This window comes from Achromobacter sp. E1 (genome assembly GCF_037039475.1).
Classification (GTDB): Bacteria; Pseudomonadota; Gammaproteobacteria; order Burkholderiales; family Burkholderiaceae_B; genus Achromobacter; species Achromobacter mucicolens.
This window is the reverse complement of record NZ_CP146253.1, coordinates 4,362,814-4,388,796: the sequence shown is the minus strand read 5'-3', so window position 1 is coordinate 4,388,796 and position 25,983 is coordinate 4,362,814. Positions and strand designations below refer to the sequence as shown.

Below are 25,983 nucleotides of genomic sequence, written 5' to 3'. Positions count from 1 at the left end.
ACGCCAGACGGAGCGGCATTGCGATGCGAGACGGACCAGCATGAACCGGACAGATGAACACGTGGACCCGGACGCGCGGTGCCAGGCCGCAACGCTGGAATTCTTGACCCGTCCTGATGTTCACGGCGTGCCTGCGGGCGACATCGTCACGATACGCACCCATATTTCCGTTATTGTCCTTGCCGGGATTCGCGCCTTCAAGCTGAAAAGGGCGGTGCGTTTTCCCTATGCCGATTTTTCCACTGCTGCGCTGCGCTTGGCGGCCTGCTTGCGTGAACTTGAGCTCAACCGGCGAACCGCGCCCGATCTGTATGTGGCGGTGCGGGAAATCAGGCGGGACGACAAGGGCAATCTGAATTTCGACGGCCCCGGAGAATTGATCGACGCCGTCCTGGAAATGCGTCGCTTCCCGGACGATGCGCTGCTGGAAGCCGTCGCGCAGCGGGAAGGGCTGACCGACGCGCTGGCCGAGCGCATTGCGGGAGAGATTGCCAAGTCACATGACAACGCGCCGGTCGTGGGCGGCGTGGATGTGCCTTCCAGGCTGGCCCACGTGCTGGCCGCGGCCGAGAACCTTCTTGCCGCGGCCGGCGTGCTGCCCGGACCGAAGATCAAGGTGCTCTGCGCCGCGATTCGTGACGAGTTGGACAAGCAGGCGCCGCTGCTGGCCGCGCGGGCGGCGGCGGGGCATGTGCGCCATTGTCACGGGGACCTGCACTTGCGCAACATCTGTGTGATCGATGGCGCGCCGATGCTGTTCGACTGCCTCGAGTTCGATGATGCCCTTGCCACCATCGATGTGCTCTACGACCTGGCATTTCTGATCATGGATCTTTGCTCGCAGGGGTTTTCGCGGCAGGCCAACGTCGTGCTGAACCGATACCTGGATCTCCGCCACGATGACGCGGGCATGGCGCTGATGCCGTTGTTCCTGGCCATCAGAGCCGTCATCCGTGCCCACGTCCTGGTGGCGCAGGCCAAAGAAGCCATCGACACCACCCGAACGTCTCTGCTGGGAGAGGCCCAGCGCTATATCGATACCGCGTTCGCCTTCCTGTCGCCGCGCGTCGGGCGTCTGGTTGCCATTGGCGGGCTCAGCGGCTCGGGAAAATCATCGTTGGCCGTCGCGATCGCGCATGCGCTTGGTCCGATGCCGGGGGCTCGGATACTGTCCAGCGACCGTATTCGCAAGCAGATGTGGGGAGTGCCCGCCTCATCGAAGCTGCCCGAAATGGCTTATCAAACCGACTTCTCCGAAAACGTCTACGCGGCACAGGCTGATTGCGCGCAGAAGCTGGTCCAGGCCGGTTGCGCAGTGATCGCCGATGCAGTGTTTGAGCGGGAGGCCTGCCGTCAGCGTATTGAACAGAGCGCGGCGCGCGCAGGGGTTCCCTTCAGCGGATTTTGGCTCGATGCGTCACCGGCCGCGATGTCGGCACGCGTGAATCAGCGTACGAACGACCCTTCGGACGCCACTGAGGATGTGGTGCGCGCCCAATTGGCGCGGCAACGCGACGTCAAAGGCTGGACGCATGTCGATGCGCAACGCCCGCTGGAATGTGTCGCCGCATCCGTCCTTGCCCACCTTGACGGGCACGGGTCCTGACACATCGCGTTACTGCATTCGTGGCGGCCGATGATTACCGCGTGGTAGATATATCGGCGGGAGTGGCCGCGCGGCGCGTCGCCGGGCGCATCCCCCTTGTCCAAGGAGCCGACCATGAATGCTGCTCACAAGATGAATGCTGTTCAAGTGTCGCTGAAAAGCGTCTCCGCGATCCTTTGCCTGGCGGGTCTGGCGTGGACGGCCGGCGCGGCCCATGCCGCCGACACCAGCCCTACCTCGCAAGCGCAGCATCAGCAGGATGTCGCGACCTGCAAGAGTGGCGCCTCTGACCAACCGCTGGAGACGTGCCTGCGCGAAGCGGCTGCGGCACGGCAAGAGCGTGATCGTCAGAACCTGAATGCGCAGAGCCCGGAACAGCTCCGCCAGAACGAGCTGGCGCGCTGCAACCGTCTGCCGGAATCCCAGCGGCAGACCTGCGTGGCGAAGATGAACTCGCCCACCAGTGTGCAAGGCAGCGTGCAGGGGGGCGGAGTTCTGCGCAAGAAAGAGATCCAGGTGCCCGCTACCCCGGCCACCCCGGCCAATCCCGCCACGCCGGCCGGCAGTGCACCGGCTCCCGCGCGTTGAACGGGTCGTTTTCGCACGTATGAAACGCGGTGTTTCGCTGTCATGCGGCACATGCTTGCGTGGCAGCAGCGTTTGTCCAATGGGCGACGCTGCCTAAAACCGCTGATCCTTGTCGAACGGCACCTCGGAATCGCTAGGCGCTTCGAACGTCGGCGCTTCGCCATTCAGATCCGCGACGTGAATCTGCGCGAGGCGGGTGGCCTCGGCAATTGCGCCGTGGGCGGAATGAAACCGTTCATCGATGGCGATGCGCTCGGACGGCACGCCGGCGATGGGAGAGATCAGCGTATAGCCAATGCGCCAATCATCGCCGTCCTGCTCCGGCTGCGCGATCTGAAAGTCCCATTTTGCGGTCTGCATAATTTCCTCCAGTCGGTCGGTGCATCCTACTGCACTCGTTGCGCCGTTGAAAGCACTGACGTCCTGCGCGGTGCCACCCGGCCGGTGCAAACGATGGCGTTTCCCGCGGGCATGGGAGTTGCTGCGCGCAATGGCTCATCCTCGCAGACTCAACGCCATGTCCAAACCGAAGCTTGAAGTCCGAACGGGTCAATACGCGGGCAAGCTGCCGCGAGACACCTTCCGCTTGCGTTTCATGCGCCGCTTCTACGATCCCGCGTTCAAGGTGGAAGCGCAAGCCTTGAAGCGGCTGGAAGCCATTGCATGGGACGCATACGAAAATGGACGGAAGGCGCCCGTCACCGTCAAAGCCGGGCAAGGCTACGCCGATCCCGATTACGACTTGTCGGTGGAGTGGAAGGATGCGCACGACCGGCTTGCGCGTTCTGCCCAGGTGCAGCGCGATCCGGCCACACGGTCGCGCGTCCTGGTGGTCGTCGGCGCGGCGCGCAATGACGGTACCTGTCCGGGCGAGGTTTCCAAGACGTGGCGGCTGTCTCGGATCGTGCGTGAAGAACTGGAGTTTGCGGGCGTACACGCCGACATGCTCGATCTCAGCCGGCTCACGTCGGAATATCAATACCTCATCCATCCCTGCAAAGGCTGCGTGTCCACGGCGATGCCGCTCTGCCACTGGCCCTGTAGCTGCTATCCCAATCATTCGCTCGGGCAGGACAACGATGCGATGAACGATATCTACGAGCAGTGGGTGGCGGCGCATGGCGTGATCCTGCTGGCGCCCACCTATTGGTATCAGTCGCCCAGCGTGTTGAAGCTGATGATCGACCGGCTGGTCTGTGCAGACGGCGGCAACCCCGATCCGACGACAACGTCGGGCAAGGACGCAATGAAGGCCAAGCAGATCGAAATGGACGGCTGGCCGTATCCCAAGCATCTTGCCGGTCGGGCCTATGGTGTGGTGGTCCATGGCGACGTGGCCGGCATCGAGGGGCAACGGCGGGCGTTGTGCGATTGGCTGGACTGGATGGGAATGGTGGATGCGGGCGCGTCGTCGCGGCTCGATCGCTACATCGGCTACTACGAGCCGTATGCCACCAGCCATGCGGATCTGGATGCGGACACGGCGGTTCAGGAAGAGGTTCGCAATGTGGCCAAGGCGATGATCCTGTGCCTGCCGCGCCTGCGGGCAGGAGAGTGGCCAGCCGTCGATCAGGGGCTGTCATCTCCTCGGCCGAAGTAGCCGCCAATCGCAATTGCCATGCGAGGTCGAAACGGGACCGTCCAGTCAATAACCTGACGGTGGCTGTCCTGCTCTATCGTCAAGGCTTCGACGTTGGCAGCAGCTGCATACCCGTGCGCCGTGCGAATTCCTCGTAGCTGATGGGCGCGCCTGCCGTGGTGCTGGGGCTGTTGGCCTGCCAATGCGCCCACGAGCGTCCGGTGGACGCGTCGTAGACGACCTTGAACAGATGGCTTGGCACGGCTACGCCCGAGCCGATCTGTTTGGGCTTGTCGCCGTAGTACGGGCCGGTGAAGACATACACGTCGCCCGAGGCGCGCATGACGTACTTGCGCGTGTCCTGTTCGATCTGGCTCCATGGGCCGCCGTTGTGACGCTGGTCTTGAGGCACCATGTTGGCCAGCGAAAAGCTCTGCGCCATCGCTTCGGGCGTGGACATGTCGCCAGCCGGAGCCATGTGGCCGCGGGAATAGCCCGAGCCGCGGTAATCCGTCAGTTCGGCACGTTCGGCGCGGGGCACGCGCGCTTCGGCATAGAACTTGTCGGACCGCTGCATGTCCTGCGCCTGCGTCAATATCTTTCGGTTCAGGCGCTCGGCCACGAATACCGGCGTCTTGGTCTGGCCGTTGTGCAAGATGGCGAAGTTGGAAAAGCACAGCTCGCGCAGGGCTTGGCTGGCCGGGACGACCGGCGGGCGTTGCTGCGGGAAGAACTGCGGACATTCGGCAAAGCGCGTGTGCGCCATGCCGCCTGCCGGCACCGCCGCGGGCGCGAATTTTTCGTGGGTCGGCCAGCCGACGCGCGCAAGAATGTCGTCAAGCGAAAACTGAGGGCGCCACTGCGGATTCAGCGCATACGTGGCTGCGCCGAAGGCGGCCACCGAGGTCAGCGCGAATGTGCGCAGGAACCGGAAGATGCGGCCGCCGCTTGCGGCCTTGCTTCTGCTGGCTGGGGCTTTCTTTCTGGGTGCTGATTTCTTCGCGCGGGTCATGCTGCCTGTTTGTTGCGGGCCGGCGCCACTTCGCGCTCGGCAACTGGCGGCATTGTAGATGACCGCAACATGACAGGCGCAGACCGGGCAAGCGGGCCGACGCCGAACCGCGTCAAGGGCGCTGGCCGGGGTATTCTTATGCTCGTTCCAAATTCATAACCACAACGTCATAACCACAACGGCCGCACATGCCGGCCGCCAGGATTGGGGAAATTCAATGAGATCGTCCGTGCTTTTCGTGGCCGCGCTCGTGGCGGGTTGCGCCTCGCCCGCGCCGGGAGACCTTGTCACGCAATCGAAGGTGCAAGCCATCAAGATCAACGTCACGACGTTCGATGAGATGGTTCGCGATTTTGGCCCGCCCCGCACGCAGAGCGTCAACAAGCAGGGGCTGCGCACGGCGTCGTGGTTCTACTTCAACAACAGCGAGTTCGGCGCCATGCAGGATCAGCGCACGCTGACCGTGACTTACAACAAGGACGGCACGGTCAAGGAATACGTGAATTCGTCCGCTGGCGAGAAGGACGGCGCCCGGACGCAATAGCACGTAGTTTCACCAGGCGTCGCGCCGCAGGGCAATGCCTCATTGCGCCGGCGCCGGCTTCGAGGCGTTCGCCCGAATCTGTTCCGACCGCTGGCGCTGCTCGGCGCGAATCGGGATGCAATCGACGACCAGCACCTCTTCGCCTGTGCGCAGGTCGATGACCTTGGTCGCTCGGTAAAGGTTGCTGGGCGGGCCGCGATCCAGGCACGCCCGCTTCGCGCCGGAACTGGCGCGAAAGAGCTCGGGCACGCCTTCGTATTGCGGGTTGGGCACGCTCCACTTGCCGCTCATGTCCTGGGTGCGCACCACATACTGGGCAAAGGCCGGACCGCCGCACAGCAGCATGGCCGATGCGCACGCGACGCCAACTGCGGTTCTCATGGCGGACGTTCCTTGATGGACGAGGGTAGGGCAGCGTAGCAGCGCACCGCCGCCTTCGCCGTCCGCCAGAAGGATGAGGGATTTGATGCGCTCGCGCGCGCTTTCAACTCGCCGGAGGTCAAGCAGTCGATGGCGACTCAGAACAACCGTATCGTCCTGATGCCGCCTGAACAGACGGTGGCGTACTTTCGGTCCGAAATGGCGAAGTACGCCGCCGTCGTCAAGGGCGCGGGCCTGGAATTGATGTAGCCCGCATGGGGCGGCAGGTCAGCTGCCGTTTCGCTTGTCGTGACCGTTCTGATCGGCTGCGCGGAGCAGTCCGTAGAGCTTGTCCTTGAGGTGCAGTTTTTCTTTTTTTAGCACCTCGATCGCGGTGCCGGAGGACGGCGTGATGCCGTCCTCCATGTTCTGGATTTCCTGGTCCAGATCGTTGTGCCGCTGGAACAGCGCCGAAAAGTGAGCGTTTTCGGATTTCAGTTGGGTAATGAGCTCGCGGTATTCAGGGAACATAAAGGCCTCTTGAGGAACCGGTTGACGGGACCGACGATGCGCCTGGCTCGACGCCTTCATCAGCGTCAAGTCCATGACACGCCAACGCCAACGGCTTGTCAACCTCAGGGACCGCGGCGTGCGTCCCGCCCGTTGATGGGGCGCAAGGGCTCCCTTGAAATGAGTCATTCTGTCGCGTACGTTCACCTTTCATTACAGAACGCCCTGTCCCCGGCGATACACTCGCTTCCCTTTGGACTGTCCCAGAACACCCATGAAAGAGCGTGCCCCGGTCTACCGCAGAGTGATGGACCTTTTCAAACAGGATGGCCGGATCCACCCCGGCACCGGCATGATGAGCGGCGTGATCGCGCTTTTCCTGGCGATCCTTTCGGTGCTGGGCGTGCTGGCGTTCCACTTTCCCGCCTACCTCACAACGCCGGAGCTGCGCAGCTTCTATTCGGTGGAGGCAATGCGCACGCTGCTGTTCAGCGCACTGCTGGTGTCGGGCTCGATCGCGCTGGCCAATACCGTGCTTGGCCGCCAGCGCTGGCTGAATATCTCGGCCTTCGTTCTGGTCTGCTGCGCGGTGGCCGCGGGCGGCAGCCAGGTTGCCGTCACGGCATCGAACGCAGGCGGCCACCCCTATCTGGGACTCGATTGGTTCATCCTGGACCTCTTGGCCTCCAGCACCGTCTTCATCATTTTCGAAAAGCTGACACCGCTCTATCCTGGCCAGCCCGTATTCCGGGGCGAGTGGCAGGTGGACATGAAGCACTTCCTCTTCAATCACCTGTCGGTGGGGGCCGTGCTGCTGTGCATCAACTTCTTCATTCACCGCCTGTTCTCCTGGGCGGCTTATGAACCGCTGCAGCAGGCCATCCAGTCCATGCCGTATCTGCTCGAGCTTTTCGTGGCGGTGCTGGTGGCGGACCTGGCGCAGTACGCGGCGCACCGTATCTATCACGAAGTGCCGTTCATGTGGCGCTTCCATGCGGTGCACCACAGCACGCGCACGCTGGATTGGCTGGCCGGCTCGCGGCTGCACATCGTGGAACTGCTGATCACGCGCGTGGCCGTGCTGGGCGTGTTGTTCGTGCTGGGGTTTTCCAAGGCGGTGCTCGACGCCTACATCATCATCGTGGGTTTCCAGGCGGTGCTGATCCATTCCAACGTGAAGCTGCCATGGGGTTGGCTGCGCTACATCATCGTCACGCCGGACTTTCACCACTGGCACCATTCGTCCGATACCGAGGCGATCGACAAGAACTACGCGGCGCACTTTTCCTTCATCGACTACCTGTTTGGTACCGCGGTGCGCGGGGTGGGCAACCGGTTGCCGCAGCACTACGGCATTCTGGACAACGACATGCCAGGAACCTTCCTGGCGCAACAGGCATATCCCTTTGCCCGCAAGGCCAAATGACGAAGGCCCAGGCATATCGCCTGGGCCTTTTTCATTGCCGTCTCAGCGGGTTACGGCCGGCAGTCCGGCCGCGCGCCTTACTTGGCCGACTTGAAGGCCGAATACGAAGCCATCAGGTTGCGGTAGTCGGGGATGTGGTTGGCGAACAGGGTGCCCAGGCCTTCCACGTCGTTGCGCCAGTCGCGATGCAGTTCGCACGCCACGCCGAACCAGGACATCAGCTGTGCGCCGGCCTGTTCCATGCGTCGCCACGCCGCGTCGCGGGTGACTTCGTTGAAGGTGCCCGACGCATCGGTCACGACAAACACGTCAAAACCCTCTTCGATGGCCGACAGCACGGGGAAGGCAACGCAGACTTCGGTCACGACGCCGGCGATGATCAGTTGCTTCTTGCCGGTTGCCTTGACCGCCTTGACGAAGTCTTCGTTGTCCCAGGCATTGATGTTGCCGGGGCGGGCGATGTACGGCGCGTCGGGAAATTTGTCCTTCAGCTCCTGGACCAGCGGGCCGTTGGGGCCGTCTTCGAAACTGGTCGTCAGGATGGTGGGGAGCTTGAAGTATTCGGCCAGGTCGGCCAAGGCCAGCACGTTGTTCTTGAATTGATCGGGTTGGAAATCGCGCACCAGGGACAGCAGGCCCGCCTGGTGATCCACCAGCAGAACGGCGGCTTGGGACTTGTCGAGCTTAACGTAGGGCTTGGTCATGGCTGATTCCTTTGGTCGATTCAGTTTTGCGCAGTGGTGCGCGGTGTTGAGAACAACGCTGAGTGCGTAGAAGGAATACTAATTTCGGGACGATACAGCCGGTAGTCCGGTAATTTGCACCTCAGCGTTCTATAAATTGAACGCCGGCGATAGCGCGTTCAGCGTGGGAATGCCGTGGCGCGCCTGGGTTTCAGCCTCTCGGCGCGCGTTTTCACGATACTCCGCGCCCATGAAATCCAACAGTTCGCGCACGGCCGGCAGCAGGCCGCGGCGCGACGGAAAAACGGCATGCACGCTGCCCGGCTCGGGTTGCCAGGGGGCGCCCACGGTCACGAGCGTGCCCGCGTCAAGTTCCTCGCGGATCATCAGAAGGGGCAGGGCCACGACGCCCACACCGCGCAGCGCGGCCTGCTTGAGCGCCAGCATGTCGTCCGTGACCAGCCTGGGCATGAAGGGAACGGCAAGGCGCGCGTTGCCGGGGCCCAGCAGGCGCCATTGGCATTCGCGCTGCTCGGTCCCAAGCGCCAGGGTGGGTTGCCGGCTGATCGTCTGCAAGTCGGCGGGGTCGGGCAACGAGCGGGCCAGCGCGGGGCTGGCGACCAGGCTCTGGCAGCTCATGCCCAGGTTCTTCATCACGAGGTCGCTGCTTTCGATGGCGCCAAAGCGCACCCGCACGGCTAGGTCAAAGCCTTCACGCAGCACATCCACGGGCCGGCTGAAGCTCTTCAGGTAGACGTTCACCTTCGGGCACTTTTCCATGTAACGCGCCACCACGTTGCCCAGGAAGTAGTAGATGAGCGCGGGCGGCGCGGCGATGCGGATGGTGCCTTGCGGTTCAGCGTGGGTGCGGTCGATGACATCCTGCGCCGCTTCGGCGCCCGCCAGCATTGCCAGGCACTGGTCGTAGTATTCCTGTCCAAGTTCGGTCACGGCGAACGTCCGCGTGGACCGCTGGATCAGGCGCACGCCAAGGCGCTCTTCCAGTTGGGCAATGCGCCGGCTCAGGCGCGATTTCGGGATGTTCAGCGCCCGGCCGGCCGGCGCGAATCCGCCATGCTTGACGACCTCCACGAAGAAATAAAGGTCATTCAGGTCGTGCATGCAAAATCCTCTCAGGTCGTCGGTGGGCCGCCGAGCATATTAAGGCGCGCGGCGCCGATTCCCTAGAAATGCGGCATTACGCGGACAAATCCGGGTCGTCTTCGAGGCTTGGGGGGAGATCGGCTTGGGACCCGCGGGTCGGGGCAGCGCTCAGGCGGCCAGCGCGGTCTCGTCCTTCCAGCGCTGCTTGTCGCGCAGCGGCGGCGCGCCGAAAAGGCGGCTGTACTCGCGGCTGAACTGCGAGGAACTCTCGTAGCCCACGGCATGCGCGGCCAGCGCCACCCCGGCATCGTCCGTCAGCATCAGCCGCCGCGCTTCCTGCAGCCGCAGGTGCTTCTGATATTGCAACGGGCTCATGGCGGTGGCCTGCTTGAAATGATGATGCAGCGACGACACGCTCATGTGCACGTCGCGCGCAATCTCTTCCACCCGCAACGGTTGCGCGAAATTGTCGCGCAGGATGCGGATCGCCTTTGCCACGCGGTTGAGCTGGCTGTCTTGCAGCACCGTCTGGCGCAGCACGACACCCTGGCCGTTCATGAGCAGGCGGTACAGCAGTTCGCGCTTGATCATCGGCGCCAGGATCGGAATGTCGCGGGGGGTGTCCAGCAGCCGCAGCAGACGCAGCACGACGTCCAGCAGGGTGCTGCCCAGCGGGTTGACGCACAGCGCGCGCGAGGCTTCCAAAGAAACCAGCGGCGGCAGGTTTTCATCGCTGATGAGCGCGGTGATCTCCTCGGGGTTCAGGTCCACCCGCAAGCCCAGATAGGGCAGGGTGGGACTGGCGACGGACACCTTGGCCACCACGGGCAGGTCCACCGACGAGATCAGGAAATGGAAGGGATCGTATTCATAGGTCTCCTCGCCGATGAGCAGGCGTTTCGACCCCTGGGCAATGACCGCCAGCGCCGCCTTCTGCAGGACCGGCTTCGCCCCGGACGGCTGCGACAGCCGGTGCAGGTACAAGCCTTCGATCGGCGTATCCAGCGCCCCTTCCAGGTTGCCGGTCATGCGTTCCAGCATGCACAGCAGCTCGGACCGCGCCAGTTCGCAGGCGGCGTCGTGACCGGCGCCGGTGGGGGCGAGGGATCGGGCAGGATTCAGGGACATTGACGGGCTCTCGCAGGCGCACCGTTCGTCACCTTGAGAGGCGACGGCGGCGGAGGATTGGGTGTCCGCCAGTGTATTGCCAACTCGGGCCTCAGGCGCCGGGTCCACGTGGGGGAATGGAGAATCAGGCAGGAATTCCGGAGAAAACGACGGGTCGGTCCGGCCTGGCTGCCGTGCCGGAGAATCAGGCAAAAAAAGGGCAGGATCAAGCAGCGCGTGCCGGGCCCGCCCGTCGCATACTGTCCGCACCCCGGCAGGCTGTCGCAGCGGCGTTCCGTCCCGGAACCCGGCGCGCCCGCCAGCCCCTGAAGGAGCAAACATGCGATACAAGAAATTCGGCAGCACGGGCCTGTTCGTCTCGGAGCTGTGCCTGGGCACCATGACCTTTGGCGGCGAAGGCGAGCTCTGGAGCAAGATCGGCAGCCTGCAGCAGGAGGACGCCAACCGCCTGGTGGGACGCGCGCTCGACGCAGGCATCAATTTCATCGACACGGCGGACGTCTACTCCGAAGGACGTTCGGAGATCATCACGGGCCAGGCCCTGCGCGATCTGAACATCCCGCGCGAAGATGTCGTGATTGCCACCAAGGTCTTCGGACCGACCGGCGCGGGCGTGAACGCGCGGGGCAATTCGCGCGTGCACATCCTGGACGGCGTGAAGAAAAGCCTGTCGCGCTTGCAGCTCGACCATATCGACCTCTATCAGATCCACGGCTTTGACCCGGCCACGCCCATCGAGGAAACCCTGCGCGCGCTGGACACGCTGGTGCAGCATGGCCATGTGCGCTATATCGGCGTGTCGAACTGGGCCGCCTGGCAGATCATGAAGGCGCTTGGCATTTCCGAACGCCTGGGGCTGGCGCGCTTCGAGTCGCTGCAGGCCTATTACACGGTTGCCGGGCGTGATCTGGAACGCGAGCTCGTCCCCATGCTGCAAAGCGAGGGCGTCGGGCTGATGGTGTGGAGCCCGCTGGCCGGGGGCCTGCTCAGCGGCAAGTACGGCCGGGACGGCGAAGCCGAGGCGGGCAGCCGCCGCGTGGCGTTCGATTTCCCGCCCGTGAACCGCGAACGCGCCTACGACAGCATCGACGCGCTGCGGCTGATTGCGGATGCGCGCGGCGTGTCGGTGGCGCAGGTTGCGCTGGCCTGGCTGCTGCACCAGCCGGTGGTCACCAGCGTCATCATCGGCGCCAAGCGCGTGGATCAGCTCGAGGACAACCTGGCGGCCACGGACATCCGGCTGACCGGGGAGGAACTGGCCGCGCTGGACAAGGTCAGCGCGCTGCCGCCGGAATACCCGGGCTGGATGCATGTGCGGCAGGGCGAATACCGGCGCCAGCAGTTGCGCGAATCGGGCGAGGCCTGACCCGCGCCGCGCTAAGGCAATCCTCGCGGACCGGCGTCCGGCCGCCGGTCCGCGCCGGAGGGATGCCGTGCAGCCTCATGGAGAAGGCCCAGGACAAACGCCGTAAATCAACGGCGGTCGGCCATCTTGGCCCGGCAACGATTCACCGCTCGCTAGTAGAATCGGACCAGTCCCTTTTTCCTTGAAGCATCACCATGAGCGAGTTTTTCACGTCGGCCGAACTGCAGGCCTTGCGCGAGCACGGCATCGCGGTGTTCGCGGACCGCCTGCTGATCGATGTGCAGCCGCCATTGCCCGACGCCCGTATCGCCGAGATCCAGGCGCTGTGCGAAGGGCCGCTCCCGCCCGCGCTGCTCGACCTGTGGCGGCTCACCGCCGGGGGCGAACTGGCGTACGACCTGCGCGCCCAGATGGATGGCAATGAAGAGGCCCTGAGCTGGTCCGAACTCTTCTATGACGGCAGCGATCACTATCGCGACCTGCAAGGCTGGATCGAGCACGAACAGGAGTGCGCCCAGGACGCCGCCGCCGAGGACGGCGCTACCTGGAACGGGAAGTTGCGCTATCTGCCTATTGGCGGTTTCGAATACTGCGACCGCATCTACGTCACCGTGGAGCCAGGCCCGCAAGCCGGCAGTGTGGTCGCGTGGAAGCAGGGCCTGCCGGGCTGGACGCACGCGTTGCAGCAGGACGGCATCGCCACGATCGCCCCGGACCTGTACGCGGCCTTTGCCGCGCTCCGCCTGGAAACCGACCCCGGCGAAGACGAGAACAGCACCGGCCTGCGCGTGCTGGAGTATCTGGATGAACGCGTGTCGGACCATGGGATGCCGCAGGCGCTTGCCGACCGCGTGGCCGCCTTCCACCGGCGGGCGCTGGTGGACTGGCGCGGCCCGCTTGAGGCCGGCACGCTGGCCGGCACCCCCAGTCTCGCCACGCTGGCCTTGCAGCACGCGTTGTCGCACGACGACGCCGGGCTCGTGCGTCGCCTGGCGGCGCAGGGCATGCGCTTCGATGCGCCGCTGCGCGGCAGCGCCCAACCGCTGGACGTGGCCCTGATGCAGCATGCGTACGCCGCGGCCCAGGCGCTGCTGGACGCGGGCGCGCCGGTCAGCCCGACGGCCCTGCACCGGTTCGACCGGCAGCCGCCCGTCGCGCTGGTCGCCGCGCTGCTGGCCCACGGCGCCGTGGCCGATGCGCTGGGGCTCGCGCGTTGCGCCGCCTGCGGATCCCCGGAGGCCGCGCGTCTGATCGCGCAGGCGTGCGGGGATGGGCTTGCCGACGCCTATGCCCAGGTCCGCGATTCGATGGCCAGCCGCTACCAGGAAGACCTCAAGCGCGTGCGCGCGGGCACGCTGGGGCACTACCTGGGCGCGGAAGGCCTGGCCGAGCGGGTCGCCAACCTGCGGGAATTTTCGCTATGAACCGCCGCCTGGCCGCGCTGGCGCTGTGCCTCTCGCTGGGCAATGCGGCGGCGTGGGCGGCGGCGTGGGCGGCCGGCACGGCCTCCTTCGATTGCGCCAAGGCGCGCACCGAGGTCGAAAAGGCGATCTGCGCCGACGGCGCGCTGGCCGGGCAGGATGCCAGCATTGCCAAACACTTCGGCAAGGCCAGGATGACCTTCGATGCCGCGACGGGCAAGGCGCTGACGCAAGATCAGCGCTGGTTCGTTCAGGTGCGCGACGAGGCGTTTGCGTCGCCGCCCGGCAACGATCCGCCGCAAAAGGAACTTGCCGACCGCCTGAAGTACCGCGATGCCTTTCTTGCGTCGCTGGTGCTCAAGCGGCGGCAGGGCTTCGAGGGAGACTGGGAGAACCTCGCGGGCGGCGTCTCGATCAAGCGGCAGCCCGATGGCAGCCTGTCGTTCGACGGCTCCGCGGCGCATCCGGAAAACGGCCGTTGGGTGTGCGATGTCCGGGGCACGGGCGCCATCAAGAACAAGGTGCTGGTCGTCGAGACCGTCGATGCCGAGGGCTGGACGCTGACGTTGTCGCGCAAGGGGTACGGCCTTGTAGTGTCGGAAAACCCGCCGGCGGGGGCGGCCGATGCCGCGGGCCGGCCGTACTGCGGTCTGAACGGCGCGCTGGGCGGCGTTTACTATCCCGTATCCAGGCCTTGATCGACCCCACCCCGGCGCGTCTAGAATGTTTTCCGCATCGCAGTGAATACGCTCTTCTGTTGAAAGGACCGGCGTGACCATCCCGTATCTGCGCCGGCTGACCGCCGTCAGCCGAAGCCCGCAAGCCAACCGCCATCTCGCCTATCTGCTGACCTTCACCGCCGGCGCCGTCAACGCGGGCGGTTTCCTGGCGGTCCAGCAATACACCTCGCACATGTCCGGCATCGTGTCCATGATGGCGGATCACATGGCGCTCGGCGGAGTGATCGTGGTGCTGCAAGGCTTGGCGGCGCTCTTGTCGTTCATGGCCGGCGCCGCCAGCTCGGCCTTTCTGATCAACTTTGGCCGCAGGTCCCGGCTGGCCAGCGAATATGCGTTGCCGCTGCTGCTCGAGGCCGTGCTGCTGCTCGTCTTCGGCCTGTTGGGCGCCAATCTCGAAACGCTGCGCTGGTTCTACGTGCCCGGCACGGTGATGCTGCTGTGCTACATCATGGGCCTGCAAAACGCGATGATCACCAAGGTGTCGCGGTCCGAGATCCGCACGACGCATGTCACGGGCATGGTGACCGACATCGGCATCGAGCTTGGCAAGCTGTTCTACTGGAACGTCGCCAAAGGCGATCCGCAGACGATGCCGCGGGTGCTGGCCGACCGCGGCAAACTCACCGTCCTGAGCCTGATGGTGACCCTGTTCTTCGTGGGCGGCGTGACCGGCGCGTATTCGTTCTACAACTTCGGTTTTGGATCGACCTGGCCGCTGGCGCTGTTGCTGATGCTGCTGGCCGCGGTGCCGATCCTGGACGACATCCGCAGCTTCATGCACCGCGCAAAGGGCGCCTAACGCTGCCGCTTCGGCTTGGCGGCAGTGGAATGGCGCAGGAACACCTGCAGCGCGGCAAGCGTTTCGGTATGCAGCCGTGCCAGGCGGGCGTCCTTGGCGGGTTCGGTGACCGCATAGCCCCTGGCATCCAGCGGATAAGACTCTTTGAGCAACCGCGCCATGTCGATCTGATAGAAGCTCGCGCCGCCGTACGGCCGCTTGCCATCGATGTAGGGCATGGGCCAGAAGCGATCGCCTTCGCGCAGCACGGCCCGTAACGCCGGCCCCTCGGCTTCGCGCCAGTCGGCGGCGCGCAACAGGATCAGGTGCGCATCGCGCAGCGCAAACGTGCCGTCCGCGCCCACGCCGCTTTCCGGAAAGTCGAAGGCCTCGCGCATTTCGGCCGGCACGTCATAACGGCCCGGCGACAGCTTGCCGATCGCGCGCACATAGCGCGGCACCAGCCTGCAGACTTCGGCCATCCTGCGCACCGCCAGGGCATCGTCGGCGGTATCGAGCGTGCGGCGGACGATGGCCAGCGTATCGTCGCCGCCCAGCAGGGGCTGCTCGAAATCGATGGCGGGCGCCCCGGACTCGACCGGCATCCACTGCACCCGCAACAGGCGCATCAGCGCGGCGTGCTGCGCGGTGTAGGGCAAACCGTCTGCCGGCGCCGAAAACACGCCGCGGATGATGGCGTCTCGGCTGGGCGATGCCAGGGCGCGCAACGGTGTGGCGATCAGGCTGGCCAAGGTCAGGAGCAGGGGGCGGCGTTGCATGAGGCTCAGAGAAGTGAACGCGAGGGGACATAAGATACCGAAAAGCGCGGCGCGCGGGGAAAAGCGCGCTGGTGGCGGCCCGGGAATACAATCCAGCGATCGTCCTGCGCACAACGTGTGCGACACGGATCCTTTGGAGGAGCAGACAAGTCATGGACGCGGAATTCTGGCTGGAACGGTGGCGCGAAGGGCGCACGCATTTTCATCAGACGCGGGTCACGCCGTTATTGCAGAAATATTGGCCGTCGCTGGACGTGCCCAAGGGCGGCAAGGTGCTCGTGCCGCTTTGCGGCAAGTCGCTGGACATGGTGTGGCTGGCTGCCCAAGGCCATCAGGTGCTGGGCGCCGAATTGTCCAAGCTTGCCGTCGAGCAATTCTTTGACGAGAACGAGCTGCGGCCGGTGATTCACGATTCGGTGTACGGGACCCATTACGTGGCCGGCAACATCGAGATCGTCTGCGGCGACATTTTCAAGCTGGATGCCCAGGTGCTGTCGCATTGCGTGGGCGTCTATGACCGCGCGGCGCTCGTTGCGCTGCCCGTCGCGATGCGTGCCGACTACGTGCGGCACGTCTACGGTCAGCTGTCGCCGTCTTACCGGGGCCTGCTCATCACGCTGGACTATCCGCAAGAAGAGATGGCCGGCCCCCCGTTTTCCGTGGTGGACAGCGAGGTGCAGGCGATCTTCTCCGGCGTTTCGCCCGCGGTCATCATCGACCGCCGCGACATCCTCGACAAGGAACCCAAGTTCCAGTCGGCGGGCGTAAGCCGCCTGGACACCGTGGTCTACCGGCTGGGCGTGCAGGCCTGAGCCAGTGCGCCCCGGCAAAAGGCCCGTTCGATTCGAACGGGCCTTTTGCTAGGTCATGAGCCAGCCGCCTGCCACGTCCAGCACCTGACCGGTCACGAAACGGGCCTGATCTGACGCGAAGAACAGGCACGCGTCCGCCACTTCCTCGGGCGTGCCCAGCCGCCGCAGCGCGGTCACGGACGCCACGGCGTCGTTGATTTCCTGCGGCACGCTTTTCAGCAAGGGCGTGCTGATGCGTCCCGGCGCCAGCGCATTCACCGTCACCTGGTGCTCGCCAAGCTCCGCCGCCCAGTGGCGCGTCAGCCCGATCAGACCGGCCTTGGTGGCCGCATAATGCGCCGCCACGATATCGCAATACGCCTTGCCGGCCACCGACGACATGTTGATGACGCGCCCCTGCTGCGCCTGCACCATGTGCGGCGTGGCCAGATGCGTCATGTAGAACACGCTGTTCAGGTTCACGGAGACGACGTTGTTCCACTCTGCCGGCGGCATTTCCCAGACCTTCAGCGCGCGGCCGTTGGTTTTGGGCGAGATGCCGACGTTGTTGACCAGGATGGTCGCGGGGCCCAGATCGCGCGTGATGCGATCATAGGCCGCCTGGCACTGATCGAAATGCGCGACATCGGCCGGCACGAAGCACACGTCGTGGCCGCGCGACTTGAGTTCCTGCTCGTAAGCCCGGCCCGCCTGCGCGTTGAAGTCGACAAGACCGACGCGACCGCCTTCGGCCAGGAACGCCTCGACGATGGCCGAGCCGATGCCTCCCACGGCACCCGTGACGATGACGGTCTGGTCCGCAAAGCGTGCGCTCATGGCTTCACCTGCAGCATGATCTTGCCAATGTGCTTGCTGCTTTCCATCAGTTCGTGCGCGCGCGCGGCCTCCGCCAGCTGGAAGACTTCGTGGATGAGCGGCAGGCACTGTCCGGCCTCCATGAGCGGCAGCACCTTCTGTATCAGCGATTGCGCGATGGCGGCCTTGTCCTCGTCCGAGCGCGGGCGCAGCGTGGACCCTGTGAACTGCAGGCGCTTGGTCATGATGGGCAGCGCGTCGATCTCGGCCTTGCTGCCTTCCAGGAAGGCGATCTGCACCAGCCGGCCGTTCAGCGCCAGCAGCCGCAGATTCTTGTTGATGTAGGCGCCGCCCACCATGTCCAGGATCACATCGACGCCGGCGTTGCTGGTGCCCTCGCGCACGGCGGACTCGAAGTCCGCGTCGCGGTACAGCACGGCATGATGCGCCCCGGCCTTGACGCACGCCTGCGCCTTTTGCGCGTTGCCCACGGTGGTCCAGACTTCGGCGCCGAACGCACGCGCGAGCTGGATGGCGGTCAGGCCGATGCCGCTGGAGCCGCCGTGAACCAGGAATTTCTCGCCCTGCGCCAGGCGCGCTCGGTCGAACACGTTGGTCCAGACGGTGAAATAGTTCTCCGGAATGGCCGCGGCTGTCAGCAGGTCCATGCCGCGCGGCACCGGCAGGCAGTGCCGCTCGTCGGCCAGGCAGAACTGCGCATAGCCGCCGCCCGGCGTCAGTGCGCAGACCTGGTCGCCCACCTTCCAGTCACGCGCCTGGGGCCCGGTCGCGACGATGGTGCCGGACACTTCCAGGCCAAGATACGGAGAAGCGCCCGGAGGCGGGGGATAGGATCCGGAGCGTTGCAACACGTCGGGGCGGTTCACGCCCGCGTAGGCGACTTCGATCAGCACCTGGCGTCCCGTGGGCGCTTCCATGTCGCGTTCGGCGACGCGCATGCAATCGGGCGCGCCGCCCTTGCCATGGTCGATGAATGTGCAGCGTTGTGACATGAGACGATGGTCCTTGGATTTCAGTGGCCCAGATAGGCCTTCTTGACGTGGGGATCGCTGAGCAGCTCGGCGCCGGAGCCCGTGCGCACGATCGCGCCGTTCTCAAGCACGTAGCCGCGATCGGCCAGGCGCAGCGTGCGAAACACGTTCTGCTCCACCAGCAGCACCGTGACGCCATGCGAGGTGACATCGCGGATGATGTCGAACATCTGCTGCACCAGCAGCGGCGACAGGCCCAGCGACGGCTCGTCGAACACCAGCAGTTTCGGATCGGCCATCATGCCGCGCGCGATGGCGACCATCTGCTGTTCGCCGCCCGACAGCGATCCGGCGTACTGGCTCAGCCGTTCCTTCACGCGCGGGAAGATGCGCAGCACTTCCTCCAGCTTGCGCTCGACGATCGGGCGGGCCGCCCGCTTGTACGAGCCCATCAGCAGGTTGTCGCGCACCGTAAAGTGCGGAAAGAGCTGGCGCCCTTCGGGAATCATCGTTATCCCGGCATCCACGATGTCGTAGGGCTGGAGGTTGGTCAGATCCCGGCCTTCGAATTCCACCTTGCCCTGCGTGGCGGCGATTACCCCGCACAGCGTTTTGAGCGTGGTGGTCTTGCCCGCGCCATTGGCGCCAATCAGCGTGACGATCTCGCCCGCGTGCACCTCGAAATTCAGGCCGTTGAGCACCTGGCTCTTGCCATAGCCCGACGTCAGATTCGACACCTTAAGCATCCTGATACTCCTTGCCCAGATAGGCTTCGATGACGGCTGGATTCTCGACCACGTCCTTCGGGGCGCCGCTGACCAGGACGCCGCCTTCGTTCAGGACGATGATGCGGTCGGACAGCGCCATCGTCGCCTGCATCATGTGCTCGATCAGCAGCACGGAGACGCCGGAATCGCGGATGCGCCGGATCATCTGGATCGATTTCTCGATGTCCGTGGGATTCAGGCCCGCCATCACTTCATCCAGCAGCAGGATGCGCGGCTTGATCGCCAGCGCGCGCGCCACCTCCAGCCGCTTCATGCCGCCCACCGTGAGGCTGCGCGCCTCGGTGTTCAAGTACTTCACCAGGTCGGTCTGCTCGGCCACCTTCAGCGCGATCTGTTCGGCTTCGTCGCGGTCGGACGTGTGAATGAAGGCGCCCAGCATGATGTTCTCCAGCACCGTCAAACCCGTGAACGGTTTGGCGATCTGGAACGTGCGGCCCAAGCCCTTGTGCGCAAAGGCGTCGGGCGTCTTGCAGCTGACCCAGTTGCCTTGCTCGTCGCGCATCGTGATGTCGCCCTTGTCCGGCGACAGAAAGCCCGACAGCAGGTTGAACACCGTGGTCTTGCCGGCGCCGTTGGGGCCGATCATGCCCAGGATCTCGTGCTGGTTGAGCGTCAGCGACACGTCGTTGGTGGCGCGCAGGCCGCCAAAGCTCTTGAACAGGCCCTCCGCTTTCAGCACGGGCTGCTCGCTGCGCGTGGCGTTGCGGATGCGGATCTCGTCGGCGAGCTTGCGCTTGGCCGGGGGCGTGCCCAGGTACGGCAGGCGCGCCAGTATGCGCTCGATGAAGGGCCCGAACGCGCCGGCCAGACCGCGCGGTATCGTCAGCACCACCGCCACCAGGATCAGGCCGTAGATCAACCCGTGCATGCCGTTGCCCACGCTGCTGAGCCAGCCGCGCGCCAGTTCCGCGATGGGCAGCACCAGGAAGGTGCCCGCAATGGGGCCGGACACGGTTCCCAGTCCGCCGATCAGCGCAAACATCGCGACCTGGATGGACAGCTCAAGCGAGAACGCGGAGCTGGGGTCGACGAAGGTCAGATAGGTGATGTGGAAAGTGCCGATGATGCTGGTCAGCACGGCCGACACGACGGCGGCGATGATCTTGACGCGCACGGTGTGGATGCCAACCGCCAGCGCCGCATCCTCGCGTTCGCGGATTGCGATCAGGTAATGCCCGATGCGTGACTTGCGGATGTACCACGAGACCCAGGTCACCAGCACGAACAGGCCGAACGCGATGATGACGTAGTTGATCTTCTCGCGGAACACGATCCAGGCCCAGCCGATGTTCAAGGGCAGGCTGATGCCGCTGGAACCGCCCGTCCAGCTTTCCTCGTGGATGACCAGGAGGCGCACCACTTCCAGGATGGCGATGGTCGCCAGCGCAAAGAAGGGACCCCGCAGGCGCAGCGTGGGATAGCTGATCAGGATGGCGACGGCGGCGGAAATGGCCGCGCCCGCAAACATGCCGATCCACGGCGATATGCCGAAGTTCTGCGTCAGCAGGGTGGCCGTGTAGCCGCCGATGCCATAGAACACCGCGTGGCCAAGGGACAACTGGCCGGCATAGCCGCCCACGATGTTCCAGGCGACCGACAACGCGGAAAACACGAACAGCAGGACAAAGAGGTTGGTCCAGAAGGGTGTGCCCATGACGACGGGCACGAGGAACATCGTGATCAGCAGAATGAGGCTGACGTAGGCTTTGGGATGTCGAAAGTCGGGAAACACGTCTTGCTCCTTGTTGTTCTGGTCACTCTGTGCCGATACCGAACAGACCGTTCGGCTTCAGGACAAGGATCAAGAGGAAGATCCCGAAATAGACGACTTCCTTCAGGTCGGGCGCGATGTAGAAGCCCGCCAGCGTGTCGACGATGCCGATGATCATGGAGCCGGCGACCGCGCCGTACAGGCTGCCCAGGCCGCCCAGCACCACGATGACGAACGCGGTCAAAACGAAGTACGTGCCCACCGTCGGGAACACAGGATATTGCGGCGCCAGCAGGCCCGCAGCAATGCCTACGAATGCGGTGCCCAGGCCAAAGGCGATGGCGTACACGTTGTTGACGTTCACGCCCATCAGCGTGGCGGCATAGCGGTGCTGCGCCACGGCGCGCAGCGCGCGGCCAAGATAGGTTCGGTGCATGAACAGGTGCAGCAGCACGGCCAGGGTCAGGCCGATGACGAAGGTGACGAGTTGGCCGGTGACCATCGAGAACGGCCCGACTTCGATCGCGTTGGTGCCCAGCTCCACCGGCGCGCGGTAGACGTTGGCCCCGAAAATCACGAGCGCCAGGTTCAGCAGGATGGTGGATACCCCCACCGTGGCGAAGATCTGGATGTGCTGGTCCGCGTGCAGCAGCGGCTGGATGATGCCCTTCTGCGTCAGCGCGCCCAGCGCGAACAGGATCACGGCGACAGGAATCAGGCCGGCGTAAGGGTGAATGCCGAACTGCGCCGCGATCAGATAGACCATGTACATGCCGATCATCAGGAACTCGCCGTGCGCGAAGTTCACGACGCGCACGACGCCGAAGATGAGTGTCAGCCCCAGGCTGATGATCGTGTATGCGCCGCCCAGCAACAGGCCATTGATGACCAGTTGAATGAATAATTCCATTGTGCAACCTCTAAGTGCGGGAGGCGCCCCGTCCCCGTCCCGCAGCGTCCAGGGACGGGGCGCTTGAACCCCGGGTAATGCCGGACGCGCGCCGGGGCTGCAAGCCCCCGGCGTCCGGCCGCTGGCATCGCGCTTTATTTCTTGAAGATGGGCTTGCCGAGAGCGAGGTTGTCAGGACCGATGGTGACGAGCTTGCCGTCCTGCCACTGCATCACGTAGAAGGTGGACGCGTTGTTCTGTCCGTCTTCTCCGAAGTCGAACCCCCAGCCATTGGCCGTCTGGCCCGCGGGCTTCTTGTAGGCCAGCACCGCGGCGCGGATCTTGTCCTTGTCCGTGGACTTGGCGTTGCCGATCGCTTCAAAGAAGGCCTTGGCGCCGACGTAGTTGGTCAGGCTGTGGCCGGATTGCGGATCGCTCTTGTACGTGTCCTTGTAGGCCTTCAGGAACTTGTCCAGCCCCGGCGCGCCGGCCGGGTTGATGGACGCTTGCGGGAAGTCCAGGTCGAACACGCCGTTCATGTCGGCGCCCACGGCCTTGGCGGTGTCGGCAAGCGAATAGCCGCCGCCCGCGCCGATCACGACTTTGGGCTTGAAGCCCGCCGCGCGCGCCTGGCTGAAGAACAGGATGGCGTCGTTCTGGTAGGCCGTCTGCAGCACCACGTCGGCCTTGGCGCCCTTCAGGCGCAAGATCAACGAAGACAGGTCAACGGTTTTGGCCGAGTAGGGCAGAACTTCGACGACGTTGTAGCCAAGTTCCTGCGCGCGCTTCTTTTCGGTGGCCGCCACGTCGGTCCCGTACGGGCCGTCTTCGTGGATGATGCCGATCTTGATGTCCTTGGGGTTCAGGCCCATGCCGGGCGCGATGGTCTCGTGCAGCGCATTCACGACCGACACGCCGTACAGCGCGGTGTTGGGATTGCTCCGGAACAGGTACTTGTAGCCGCGCGTGGTGATCTTGTGCGCGGTGGCACCCAACTCGAAGTAAGGCACGCCGGCCAGCTCGGTCACCGGCGAGGCGGCGTACGAAATGCCCGACGCGTAGCTGCCGAAGACGCCGACCACGTTGGCCGAGATCAGACGCTTGGTTTCCGACACGGCCTGCGTGGGATCCACGGCGTCGGCCTTGATGATTTCGATCTTTTCGCCGTTCACTCCCCCCGCGGCGTTGATCTCGTTCACGGCCAGTTCCAGTCCGCGATAGCTTTCCTGTCCAAGCAGCGCAAGCGCGCCGCTGAACGGGAACAGGGCACCTACCTTCATGTCGGCTGCTGCGGTGCCGCTTGCCAGCGCGCCGCACACACCCAGCGCCAAAACAATTTTGTTGAACTTGAACACTGTCTACGCTCCTTTGTCGGTATGGGATGCGGACTGGATCCTGAGGTCCGTCCGTCTTTTGCTATATATGATATATGTGCCGGCGGGGCGTGAAACCCTCGCCTTGGATTCTAGTGGCGGTCGCTGCATGCCGAATCAGGGAATTCCCTGAAACCGCATGAATAAAGCCTCAGCGGCCGATATACAAGAAAAAACCACACTTGATTCCGCCTGGCGGACCACGCCTTTTGCACGAGGTGAGGGTCGCTTGGCGGATCACAGCATAGCCGGTTTTATCATATATCGTATATGATGATTCGCGCTCATAAGAACGATCCGAGGAGACAAGAGCATGTTCGAGGAAGTCGATTTCAACGGCAAGAAAGTGCTTATCACGGCCGGCGCCGATGGACTGGGTCTGGAAATGGCCAAGGTCTTTCATCATGCCGGCGCCACCGTGTTCGTGTGCGACGTCAATGAAGCGCGGCTGGCAGCCTTGCCGGCCGAATTGCCTGGCGTGCATGTGGCCCATGCCGATGTGTCGGACGAGGCCAGCGTCGAAAAGCTCTTCGCGGCGGTCCGCCAGACGCTGGGCGGCCTGGACATCCTGATCAACAACGCCGGCGTCGCAGGTCCCACCGGCTTTGTGGAAACGCTTTCCAAGGCGGACTGGGATCGCACACTTGCCGTCAACATCACGGGCCAGTTCCTGTGCGCGCGCCAGGCCATTGCGCTGCTCAAGGAATCGAAGGCGGGCGTGATGATCAATCTGTCGTCGGCGGCGGGGCATCTTGGGTTCGCCGGCCGGTCGGTGTATTCGGCGTCCAAGTGGGCGGTGATCGGTTTCACCAAGTCGCTCGCCATCGAACTGGGTCCCCATAACATCCGCGTCAACGCCATTCTGCCCGGCGCGGTCGAAGGCCCCCGCATTCGCGCGGTGATCGCCGCCAAGGCCGGCACACTGGGCCGGCCCGTCGAAGAGATCGCGGCCCAATACGAAAACCAGGCCGTGCTTGGCCGCATGGTCACCGCGCGCGATATCGCCAACATGGTCCTGTTCAACGCCAGCGAAGCCGCCCGCAGCGTCACCGGGCAGGCCATCGTGGTGGACGGCTTCACGCAGAAGCTCTACTGATGGGCACGGAAAACGCAGTGCGGCGCGCCGCCATCATTGGAACGGGATTGATCGGGCAGGGGTGGGCCATTGTCTTTGCGCGCATGGGTTGGGAAGTGCGGCTTCACGACGTCAATGCCGCCATGCTCGCCGAGGCGCGCACCCTGATCCTGCAGCAGCTGCGCGTGCTGCAAGCGCAGGGCTTGCTGGACGACGCCGACGCCATCGTCGATCGTGTGCAGGTGTCTTCCAGCCTGCAGGAAGCCCTGGCCGGCGCCAGCTACGTCCAGGAGAACTCACCGGAAAAAGTGGAGATCAAGCGTGCGCTCTTTTCCGAACTGGATGCCTTGGCCGAACCGCACGCCATCATCGGCAGTTCCACGTCCAGCATCCCGGCAAGCCAGTTCACCGAGCATCTTGCGGGCAGGCGCCGGTGTCTCGTGGCGCATCCGGTCAATCCGCCTTACCTGATCCCTGTCGTCGAACTGTGTCCGGCGCCCTGGACCAGTCCTGAAGCGCTGGCGGGTGCGCGCGAAATCATGACGGGCATCGGCCAGAAGCCCGTGCTTGTGCGGCGCGAAATCGAAGGTTTCATTCTGAACCGCCTGCAAGGCGCGTTGCTGCAAGAGGCCTTCCGTCTTGCAAGCCAGGGCATCGCCAGCGCGCAAGACATCGACACCACGGTCAAGGACGGACTTGGCCTGCGCTGGTCCTTCATGGGCCCCTTTGAAACCATCGATCTGAATGCGCCGGGCGGCATCGCGGATTACTGCCGGCGTTACGGCGGCCTGTACCAGTCCATCGGCGCCACGCAAGGCGATTGCGTGGCCTGGGAAGGCGCGCTGGTCGACTCACTGTCCGACGAGCGGCGCGCCTTGCTGCCCGAAAAGGATCTTGCCGCACGCCGCTTCTGGCGTGACGAAAAGCTGATGCGCCTCATGCGTCACAAACAATGCAACGGAGACAACAATGGCTAAGCCCAAATCGAAAGTCGTCATCACCTGCGCTGTGACGGGCGCCATCCACACGCCCAGCATGTCGCCGCACCTGCCGGTCACGGCCGACGAGATCGCCGAGGCCGCCATTGGCGCCGCCAAGGCCGGCGCTGCAGTGCTGCACCTGCATGCGCGCGATCCCCAGACCGGCAAGCCTTCGCAGGACCCGGCGCTGTTCAAGCCCTTCCTGGAACGCATCAAGCGCGAGACCGACGCCATCATCAACATCACCACGGGCGGCAGCCCGCACATGACGGTAGAAGAGCGCATGCGGCCCGCCACCACGTTCCAGCCGGAACTGGCGTCGTTGAACATGGGTTCCATGAACTTCGGTCTCTTTCCCATGCTGGACCGCTTCTCGGAGTTCAAACACGACTGGGAGCGCGAGCATCTGGAAAACAGCCGCTCGCTGATCTTTCGCAACACGTACCAGGACATCGAATCCATTCTGACGCTGGGCAATGCCAACGGCACGCGGTTCGAATTCGAGTGCTATGACATCAGCCATCTCTACAACCTGGCCCATTTCGTGGACCGAGGTCTGGTCAAGTCGCCGCCCTTCATCCAGTCCGTGTTCGGCATTCTGGGCGGGATCGGTCCGCATCCGGAAGACCTGATGCACATGAAGCGCACGGCGGACCGCCTGTTTGGCAACGACTACGAGTGGTCGATCCTGGGCGCCGGACGCAACCAGATGCCGCTGGCGACCATCGGCGCGGCCATGGGCTCGAACGTGCGGGTGGGGCTGGAGGATTCGCTGTGGATCGGGCCGGGTCAGCTGGCCGAATCCAACCGCGTTCAGGTCGAACGCATCCGCGGCATTCTCGAAGCCTTGAACCTCGATGTCGCCACGCCGGACGAGGCGCGGGCCAAGCTGGGATTGAAAGGAAAGGACAACGTCGCGTTCTGACCGGGCAAGCGGCGCGGGT

At 64.4% G+C, this 25,983-nt stretch carries 26 protein-coding genes and 1 pseudogene; 13 read left to right on the top strand and 14 right to left on the bottom strand.

Annotated elements, in window-relative coordinates:
* Nucleotides 1–40 precede the first annotated feature (40 nt).
* On the top strand, nucleotides 41–1,606 hold the full coding sequence (locus tag V6V88_RS20390) for an AAA family ATPase (protein WP_223576469.1): 1,566 nt from the start codon (nucleotides 41–43) through the stop codon (nucleotides 1,604–1,606).
* 114 nt (nucleotides 1,607–1,720) lie between these two features.
* Nucleotides 1,721–2,194 (top strand): hypothetical protein, encoded by a 474-nt coding sequence (locus V6V88_RS20385; RefSeq protein WP_338616128.1) that lies wholly within the window; start codon nucleotides 1,721–1,723, stop codon nucleotides 2,192–2,194.
* Nucleotides 2,195–2,287: 93 nt separating this feature from the next.
* Here V6V88_RS20385 and V6V88_RS20380 read toward each other — a convergent pair whose 3' ends face one another.
* Complete coding sequence (locus V6V88_RS20380; protein WP_056326865.1) at nucleotides 2,288–2,554, bottom strand: hypothetical protein; 267 nt, start codon at nucleotides 2,552–2,554, stop codon at nucleotides 2,288–2,290.
* 157 nt (nucleotides 2,555–2,711) lie between these two features.
* Here V6V88_RS20380 and V6V88_RS20375 point away from each other — a divergent pair, with 157 nt between their 5' ends.
* Nucleotides 2,712–3,794, top strand: a complete 1,083-nt coding sequence (locus tag V6V88_RS20375) for a flavodoxin family protein (RefSeq protein WP_062841749.1) — start codon at nucleotides 2,712–2,714, stop codon at nucleotides 3,792–3,794.
* A 79-nt stretch (nucleotides 3,795–3,873) separates the two neighbouring features.
* Here V6V88_RS20375 and V6V88_RS20370 read toward each other — a convergent pair whose 3' ends face one another.
* Nucleotides 3,874–4,785 carry a DNA/RNA non-specific endonuclease gene (locus V6V88_RS20370; RefSeq protein WP_338616127.1) on the bottom strand — a complete coding sequence of 304 codons (912 nt, stop codon included), beginning with the start codon at nucleotides 4,783–4,785 and terminating at the stop codon, nucleotides 3,874–3,876.
* Between the two features lie 217 nt (nucleotides 4,786–5,002).
* Here V6V88_RS20370 and V6V88_RS20365 point away from each other — a divergent pair, with 217 nt between their 5' ends.
* Nucleotides 5,003–5,329: a hypothetical protein gene (locus V6V88_RS20365; protein ID WP_223576467.1), complete on the top strand. Its 327-nt coding sequence runs from the start codon at nucleotides 5,003–5,005 to the stop codon at nucleotides 5,327–5,329.
* 39 nt (nucleotides 5,330–5,368) lie between these two features.
* Here V6V88_RS20365 and V6V88_RS20360 read toward each other — a convergent pair whose 3' ends face one another.
* Together V6V88_RS20360 and V6V88_RS20355 are read right to left on the bottom strand one after the other, a co-directional pair.
* Entirely contained in the window at nucleotides 5,369–5,710 is a 342-nt protein-coding gene (locus tag V6V88_RS20360) for a hypothetical protein (RefSeq protein WP_223576466.1), read from the bottom strand.
* A 267-nt stretch (nucleotides 5,711–5,977) separates the two neighbouring features.
* Nucleotides 5,978–6,220 carry a YdcH family protein gene (locus V6V88_RS20355; RefSeq protein ID WP_056326879.1) on the bottom strand — a complete coding sequence of 81 codons (243 nt, stop codon included), beginning with the start codon at nucleotides 6,218–6,220 and terminating at the stop codon, nucleotides 5,978–5,980.
* 253 nt (nucleotides 6,221–6,473) lie between these two features.
* Here V6V88_RS20355 and V6V88_RS20350 point away from each other — a divergent pair, with 253 nt between their 5' ends.
* Nucleotides 6,474–7,625, top strand: coding sequence for a sterol desaturase family protein (locus tag V6V88_RS20350; protein ID WP_056326880.1), 1,152 nt, complete (start codon nucleotides 6,474–6,476; stop codon nucleotides 7,623–7,625).
* 77 nt (nucleotides 7,626–7,702) lie between these two features.
* Here V6V88_RS20350 and ycaC read toward each other — a convergent pair whose 3' ends face one another.
* The 3 genes from ycaC to V6V88_RS20335 all read right to left on the bottom strand — a co-directional run bounded on the left by ycaC (nucleotide 7,703) and on the right by V6V88_RS20335 (nucleotide 10,540).
* Complete coding sequence (gene ycaC / locus V6V88_RS20345; protein WP_128827375.1) at nucleotides 7,703–8,329, bottom strand: isochorismate family cysteine hydrolase YcaC; 627 nt, start codon at nucleotides 8,327–8,329, stop codon at nucleotides 7,703–7,705.
* Between the two features lie 129 nt (nucleotides 8,330–8,458).
* A complete protein-coding gene (locus tag V6V88_RS20340; protein WP_062841754.1) occupies nucleotides 8,459–9,430 on the bottom strand; it encodes a LysR substrate-binding domain-containing protein in 972 nt (323 codons plus the stop codon).
* Between the two features lie 150 nt (nucleotides 9,431–9,580).
* Nucleotides 9,581–10,540, bottom strand: coding sequence for an AraC family transcriptional regulator (locus V6V88_RS20335; RefSeq protein WP_338616125.1), 960 nt, complete (start codon nucleotides 10,538–10,540; stop codon nucleotides 9,581–9,583).
* A 319-nt stretch (nucleotides 10,541–10,859) separates the two neighbouring features.
* Between V6V88_RS20335 and V6V88_RS20330 the strand changes: the two genes are divergently transcribed.
* From V6V88_RS20330 to V6V88_RS20315, 4 genes and pseudogenes are all read left to right on the top strand, one after another.
* Nucleotides 10,860–11,906: an aldo/keto reductase gene (locus V6V88_RS20330; RefSeq protein WP_152385187.1), complete on the top strand. Its 1,047-nt coding sequence runs from the start codon at nucleotides 10,860–10,862 to the stop codon at nucleotides 11,904–11,906.
* Nucleotides 11,907–12,100: 194 nt separating this feature from the next.
* Nucleotides 12,101–13,330 (top strand): SMI1/KNR4 family protein, encoded by a 1,230-nt coding sequence (locus tag V6V88_RS20325; protein ID WP_338616122.1) that lies wholly within the window; start codon nucleotides 12,101–12,103, stop codon nucleotides 13,328–13,330.
* Nucleotides 13,327–14,025 (top strand): hypothetical protein, encoded by a 699-nt coding sequence (locus tag V6V88_RS20320; RefSeq protein WP_338616120.1) that lies wholly within the window; start codon nucleotides 13,327–13,329, stop codon nucleotides 14,023–14,025. Before V6V88_RS20325 ends, V6V88_RS20320 begins: the two co-directional genes overlap by 4 nt.
* Before the next feature lie 73 nt (nucleotides 14,026–14,098).
* Nucleotides 14,099–14,836 (top strand): annotated as a pseudogene (locus tag V6V88_RS20315) (YoaK family protein); the annotation flags it as partial.
* A gap of 26 nt (nucleotides 14,837–14,862) precedes the next feature.
* Here the strand turns inward: V6V88_RS20315 and V6V88_RS20310 are convergent.
* Nucleotides 14,863–15,624 carry a hypothetical protein gene (locus V6V88_RS20310; protein WP_223576461.1) on the bottom strand — a complete coding sequence of 254 codons (762 nt, stop codon included), beginning with the start codon at nucleotides 15,622–15,624 and terminating at the stop codon, nucleotides 14,863–14,865.
* Nucleotides 15,625–15,776: 152 nt separating this feature from the next.
* On the opposite strand from V6V88_RS20310, the gene V6V88_RS20305 reads away from it, so the two are divergent.
* On the top strand, nucleotides 15,777–16,436 hold the full coding sequence (locus V6V88_RS20305) for a thiopurine S-methyltransferase (protein WP_062841760.1): 660 nt from the start codon (nucleotides 15,777–15,779) through the stop codon (nucleotides 16,434–16,436).
* 48 nt (nucleotides 16,437–16,484) lie between these two features.
* On the opposite strand, the gene V6V88_RS20300 is transcribed toward V6V88_RS20305, so the two are convergent.
* The 6 genes from V6V88_RS20300 to V6V88_RS20275 all read right to left on the bottom strand — a co-directional run bounded on the left by V6V88_RS20300 (nucleotide 16,485) and on the right by V6V88_RS20275 (nucleotide 22,966).
* Nucleotides 16,485–17,252: an SDR family NAD(P)-dependent oxidoreductase gene (locus V6V88_RS20300; protein ID WP_062841761.1), complete on the bottom strand. Its 768-nt coding sequence runs from the start codon at nucleotides 17,250–17,252 to the stop codon at nucleotides 16,485–16,487.
* Nucleotides 17,249–18,244, bottom strand: a complete 996-nt coding sequence (locus V6V88_RS20295; RefSeq protein WP_223576460.1) for an NAD(P)H-quinone oxidoreductase — start codon at nucleotides 18,242–18,244, stop codon at nucleotides 17,249–17,251. Before V6V88_RS20295 ends, V6V88_RS20300 begins: the two co-directional genes overlap by 4 nt.
* A gap of 20 nt (nucleotides 18,245–18,264) precedes the next feature.
* Entirely contained in the window at nucleotides 18,265–18,969 is a 705-nt protein-coding gene (locus V6V88_RS20290) for an ABC transporter ATP-binding protein (RefSeq protein WP_223576459.1), read from the bottom strand.
* Nucleotides 18,962–20,743, bottom strand: coding sequence for a branched-chain amino acid ABC transporter ATP-binding protein/permease (locus tag V6V88_RS20285; protein ID WP_338616117.1), 1,782 nt, complete (start codon nucleotides 20,741–20,743; stop codon nucleotides 18,962–18,964). Before V6V88_RS20285 ends, V6V88_RS20290 begins: the two co-directional genes overlap by 8 nt.
* Nucleotides 20,744–20,765: 22 nt before the next feature.
* Nucleotides 20,766–21,632, bottom strand: coding sequence for a branched-chain amino acid ABC transporter permease (locus V6V88_RS20280; protein ID WP_062841764.1), 867 nt, complete (start codon nucleotides 21,630–21,632; stop codon nucleotides 20,766–20,768).
* 134 nt (nucleotides 21,633–21,766) lie between these two features.
* Entirely contained in the window at nucleotides 21,767–22,966 is a 1,200-nt protein-coding gene (locus tag V6V88_RS20275; RefSeq protein WP_056326909.1) for an ABC transporter substrate-binding protein, read from the bottom strand.
* Nucleotides 22,967–23,297: 331 nt separating this feature from the next.
* On the opposite strand from V6V88_RS20275, the gene V6V88_RS20270 reads away from it, so the two are divergent.
* Genes V6V88_RS20270 through V6V88_RS20260 form a run of 3 tightly spaced genes read left to right on the top strand, consistent with a single transcriptional unit; the run spans nucleotide 23,298 to nucleotide 25,964 of the window.
* Nucleotides 23,298–24,080: an SDR family oxidoreductase gene (locus V6V88_RS20270; protein WP_223576458.1), complete on the top strand. Its 783-nt coding sequence runs from the start codon at nucleotides 23,298–23,300 to the stop codon at nucleotides 24,078–24,080.
* Nucleotides 24,080–25,036: a 3-hydroxyacyl-CoA dehydrogenase gene (locus V6V88_RS20265; RefSeq protein ID WP_223576457.1), complete on the top strand. Its 957-nt coding sequence runs from the start codon at nucleotides 24,080–24,082 to the stop codon at nucleotides 25,034–25,036. Before V6V88_RS20270 ends, V6V88_RS20265 begins: the two co-directional genes overlap by 1 nt.
* Nucleotides 25,029–25,964 (top strand): 3-keto-5-aminohexanoate cleavage protein, encoded by a 936-nt coding sequence (locus V6V88_RS20260; protein ID WP_062841767.1) that lies wholly within the window; start codon nucleotides 25,029–25,031, stop codon nucleotides 25,962–25,964. Before V6V88_RS20265 ends, V6V88_RS20260 begins: the two co-directional genes overlap by 8 nt.
* Nucleotides 25,965–25,983: the final 19 nt, after the last annotated feature.

Excerpts from the sequence above, each read along its gene's own strand:
- V6V88_RS20390 (WP_223576469.1), top strand. The coding sequence starts at position 41 with ATGAACCGGACAGATGAACACGTGGACCCGGACGCGCGGTGCCAGGCC.
- V6V88_RS20385 (WP_338616128.1), top strand. The coding sequence starts at position 1,721 with ATGAATGCTGCTCACAAGATGAATGCTGTTCAAGTGTCGCTGAAAAGC.
- V6V88_RS20380 (WP_056326865.1), bottom strand. The coding sequence starts at position 2,554 with ATGCAGACCGCAAAATGGGACTTTCAGATCGCGCAGCCGGAGCAGGAC.
- V6V88_RS20375 (WP_062841749.1), top strand. The coding sequence starts at position 2,712 with ATGTCCAAACCGAAGCTTGAAGTCCGAACGGGTCAATACGCGGGCAAG.
- V6V88_RS20370 (WP_338616127.1), bottom strand. The coding sequence starts at position 4,785 with ATGACCCGCGCGAAGAAATCAGCACCCAGAAAGAAAGCCCCAGCCAGC.
- V6V88_RS20365 (WP_223576467.1), top strand. The coding sequence starts at position 5,003 with ATGAGATCGTCCGTGCTTTTCGTGGCCGCGCTCGTGGCGGGTTGCGCC.
- V6V88_RS20360 (WP_223576466.1), bottom strand. The coding sequence starts at position 5,710 with ATGAGAACCGCAGTTGGCGTCGCGTGCGCATCGGCCATGCTGCTGTGC.
- V6V88_RS20355 (WP_056326879.1), bottom strand. The coding sequence starts at position 6,220 with ATGTTCCCTGAATACCGCGAGCTCATTACCCAACTGAAATCCGAAAAC.
- V6V88_RS20350 (WP_056326880.1), top strand. The coding sequence starts at position 6,474 with ATGAAAGAGCGTGCCCCGGTCTACCGCAGAGTGATGGACCTTTTCAAA.
- ycaC (WP_128827375.1), bottom strand. The coding sequence starts at position 8,329 with ATGACCAAGCCCTACGTTAAGCTCGACAAGTCCCAAGCCGCCGTTCTG.
- V6V88_RS20340 (WP_062841754.1), bottom strand. The coding sequence starts at position 9,430 with ATGCACGACCTGAATGACCTTTATTTCTTCGTGGAGGTCGTCAAGCAT.
- V6V88_RS20335 (WP_338616125.1), bottom strand. The coding sequence starts at position 10,540 with ATGTCCCTGAATCCTGCCCGATCCCTCGCCCCCACCGGCGCCGGTCAC.
- V6V88_RS20330 (WP_152385187.1), top strand. The coding sequence starts at position 10,860 with ATGCGATACAAGAAATTCGGCAGCACGGGCCTGTTCGTCTCGGAGCTG.
- V6V88_RS20325 (WP_338616122.1), top strand. The coding sequence starts at position 12,101 with ATGAGCGAGTTTTTCACGTCGGCCGAACTGCAGGCCTTGCGCGAGCAC.
- V6V88_RS20320 (WP_338616120.1), top strand. The coding sequence starts at position 13,327 with ATGAACCGCCGCCTGGCCGCGCTGGCGCTGTGCCTCTCGCTGGGCAAT.
- V6V88_RS20310 (WP_223576461.1), bottom strand. The coding sequence starts at position 15,624 with ATGCAACGCCGCCCCCTGCTCCTGACCTTGGCCAGCCTGATCGCCACA.
- V6V88_RS20305 (WP_062841760.1), top strand. The coding sequence starts at position 15,777 with ATGGACGCGGAATTCTGGCTGGAACGGTGGCGCGAAGGGCGCACGCAT.
- V6V88_RS20300 (WP_062841761.1), bottom strand. The coding sequence starts at position 17,252 with ATGAGCGCACGCTTTGCGGACCAGACCGTCATCGTCACGGGTGCCGTG.
- V6V88_RS20295 (WP_223576460.1), bottom strand. The coding sequence starts at position 18,244 with ATGTCACAACGCTGCACATTCATCGACCATGGCAAGGGCGGCGCGCCC.
- V6V88_RS20290 (WP_223576459.1), bottom strand. The coding sequence starts at position 18,969 with ATGCTTAAGGTGTCGAATCTGACGTCGGGCTATGGCAAGAGCCAGGTG.
- V6V88_RS20280 (WP_062841764.1), bottom strand. The coding sequence starts at position 21,632 with ATGGAATTATTCATTCAACTGGTCATCAATGGCCTGTTGCTGGGCGGC.
- V6V88_RS20270 (WP_223576458.1), top strand. The coding sequence starts at position 23,298 with ATGTTCGAGGAAGTCGATTTCAACGGCAAGAAAGTGCTTATCACGGCC.
- V6V88_RS20265 (WP_223576457.1), top strand. The coding sequence starts at position 24,080 with ATGGGCACGGAAAACGCAGTGCGGCGCGCCGCCATCATTGGAACGGGA.
- V6V88_RS20260 (WP_062841767.1), top strand. The coding sequence starts at position 25,029 with ATGGCTAAGCCCAAATCGAAAGTCGTCATCACCTGCGCTGTGACGGGC.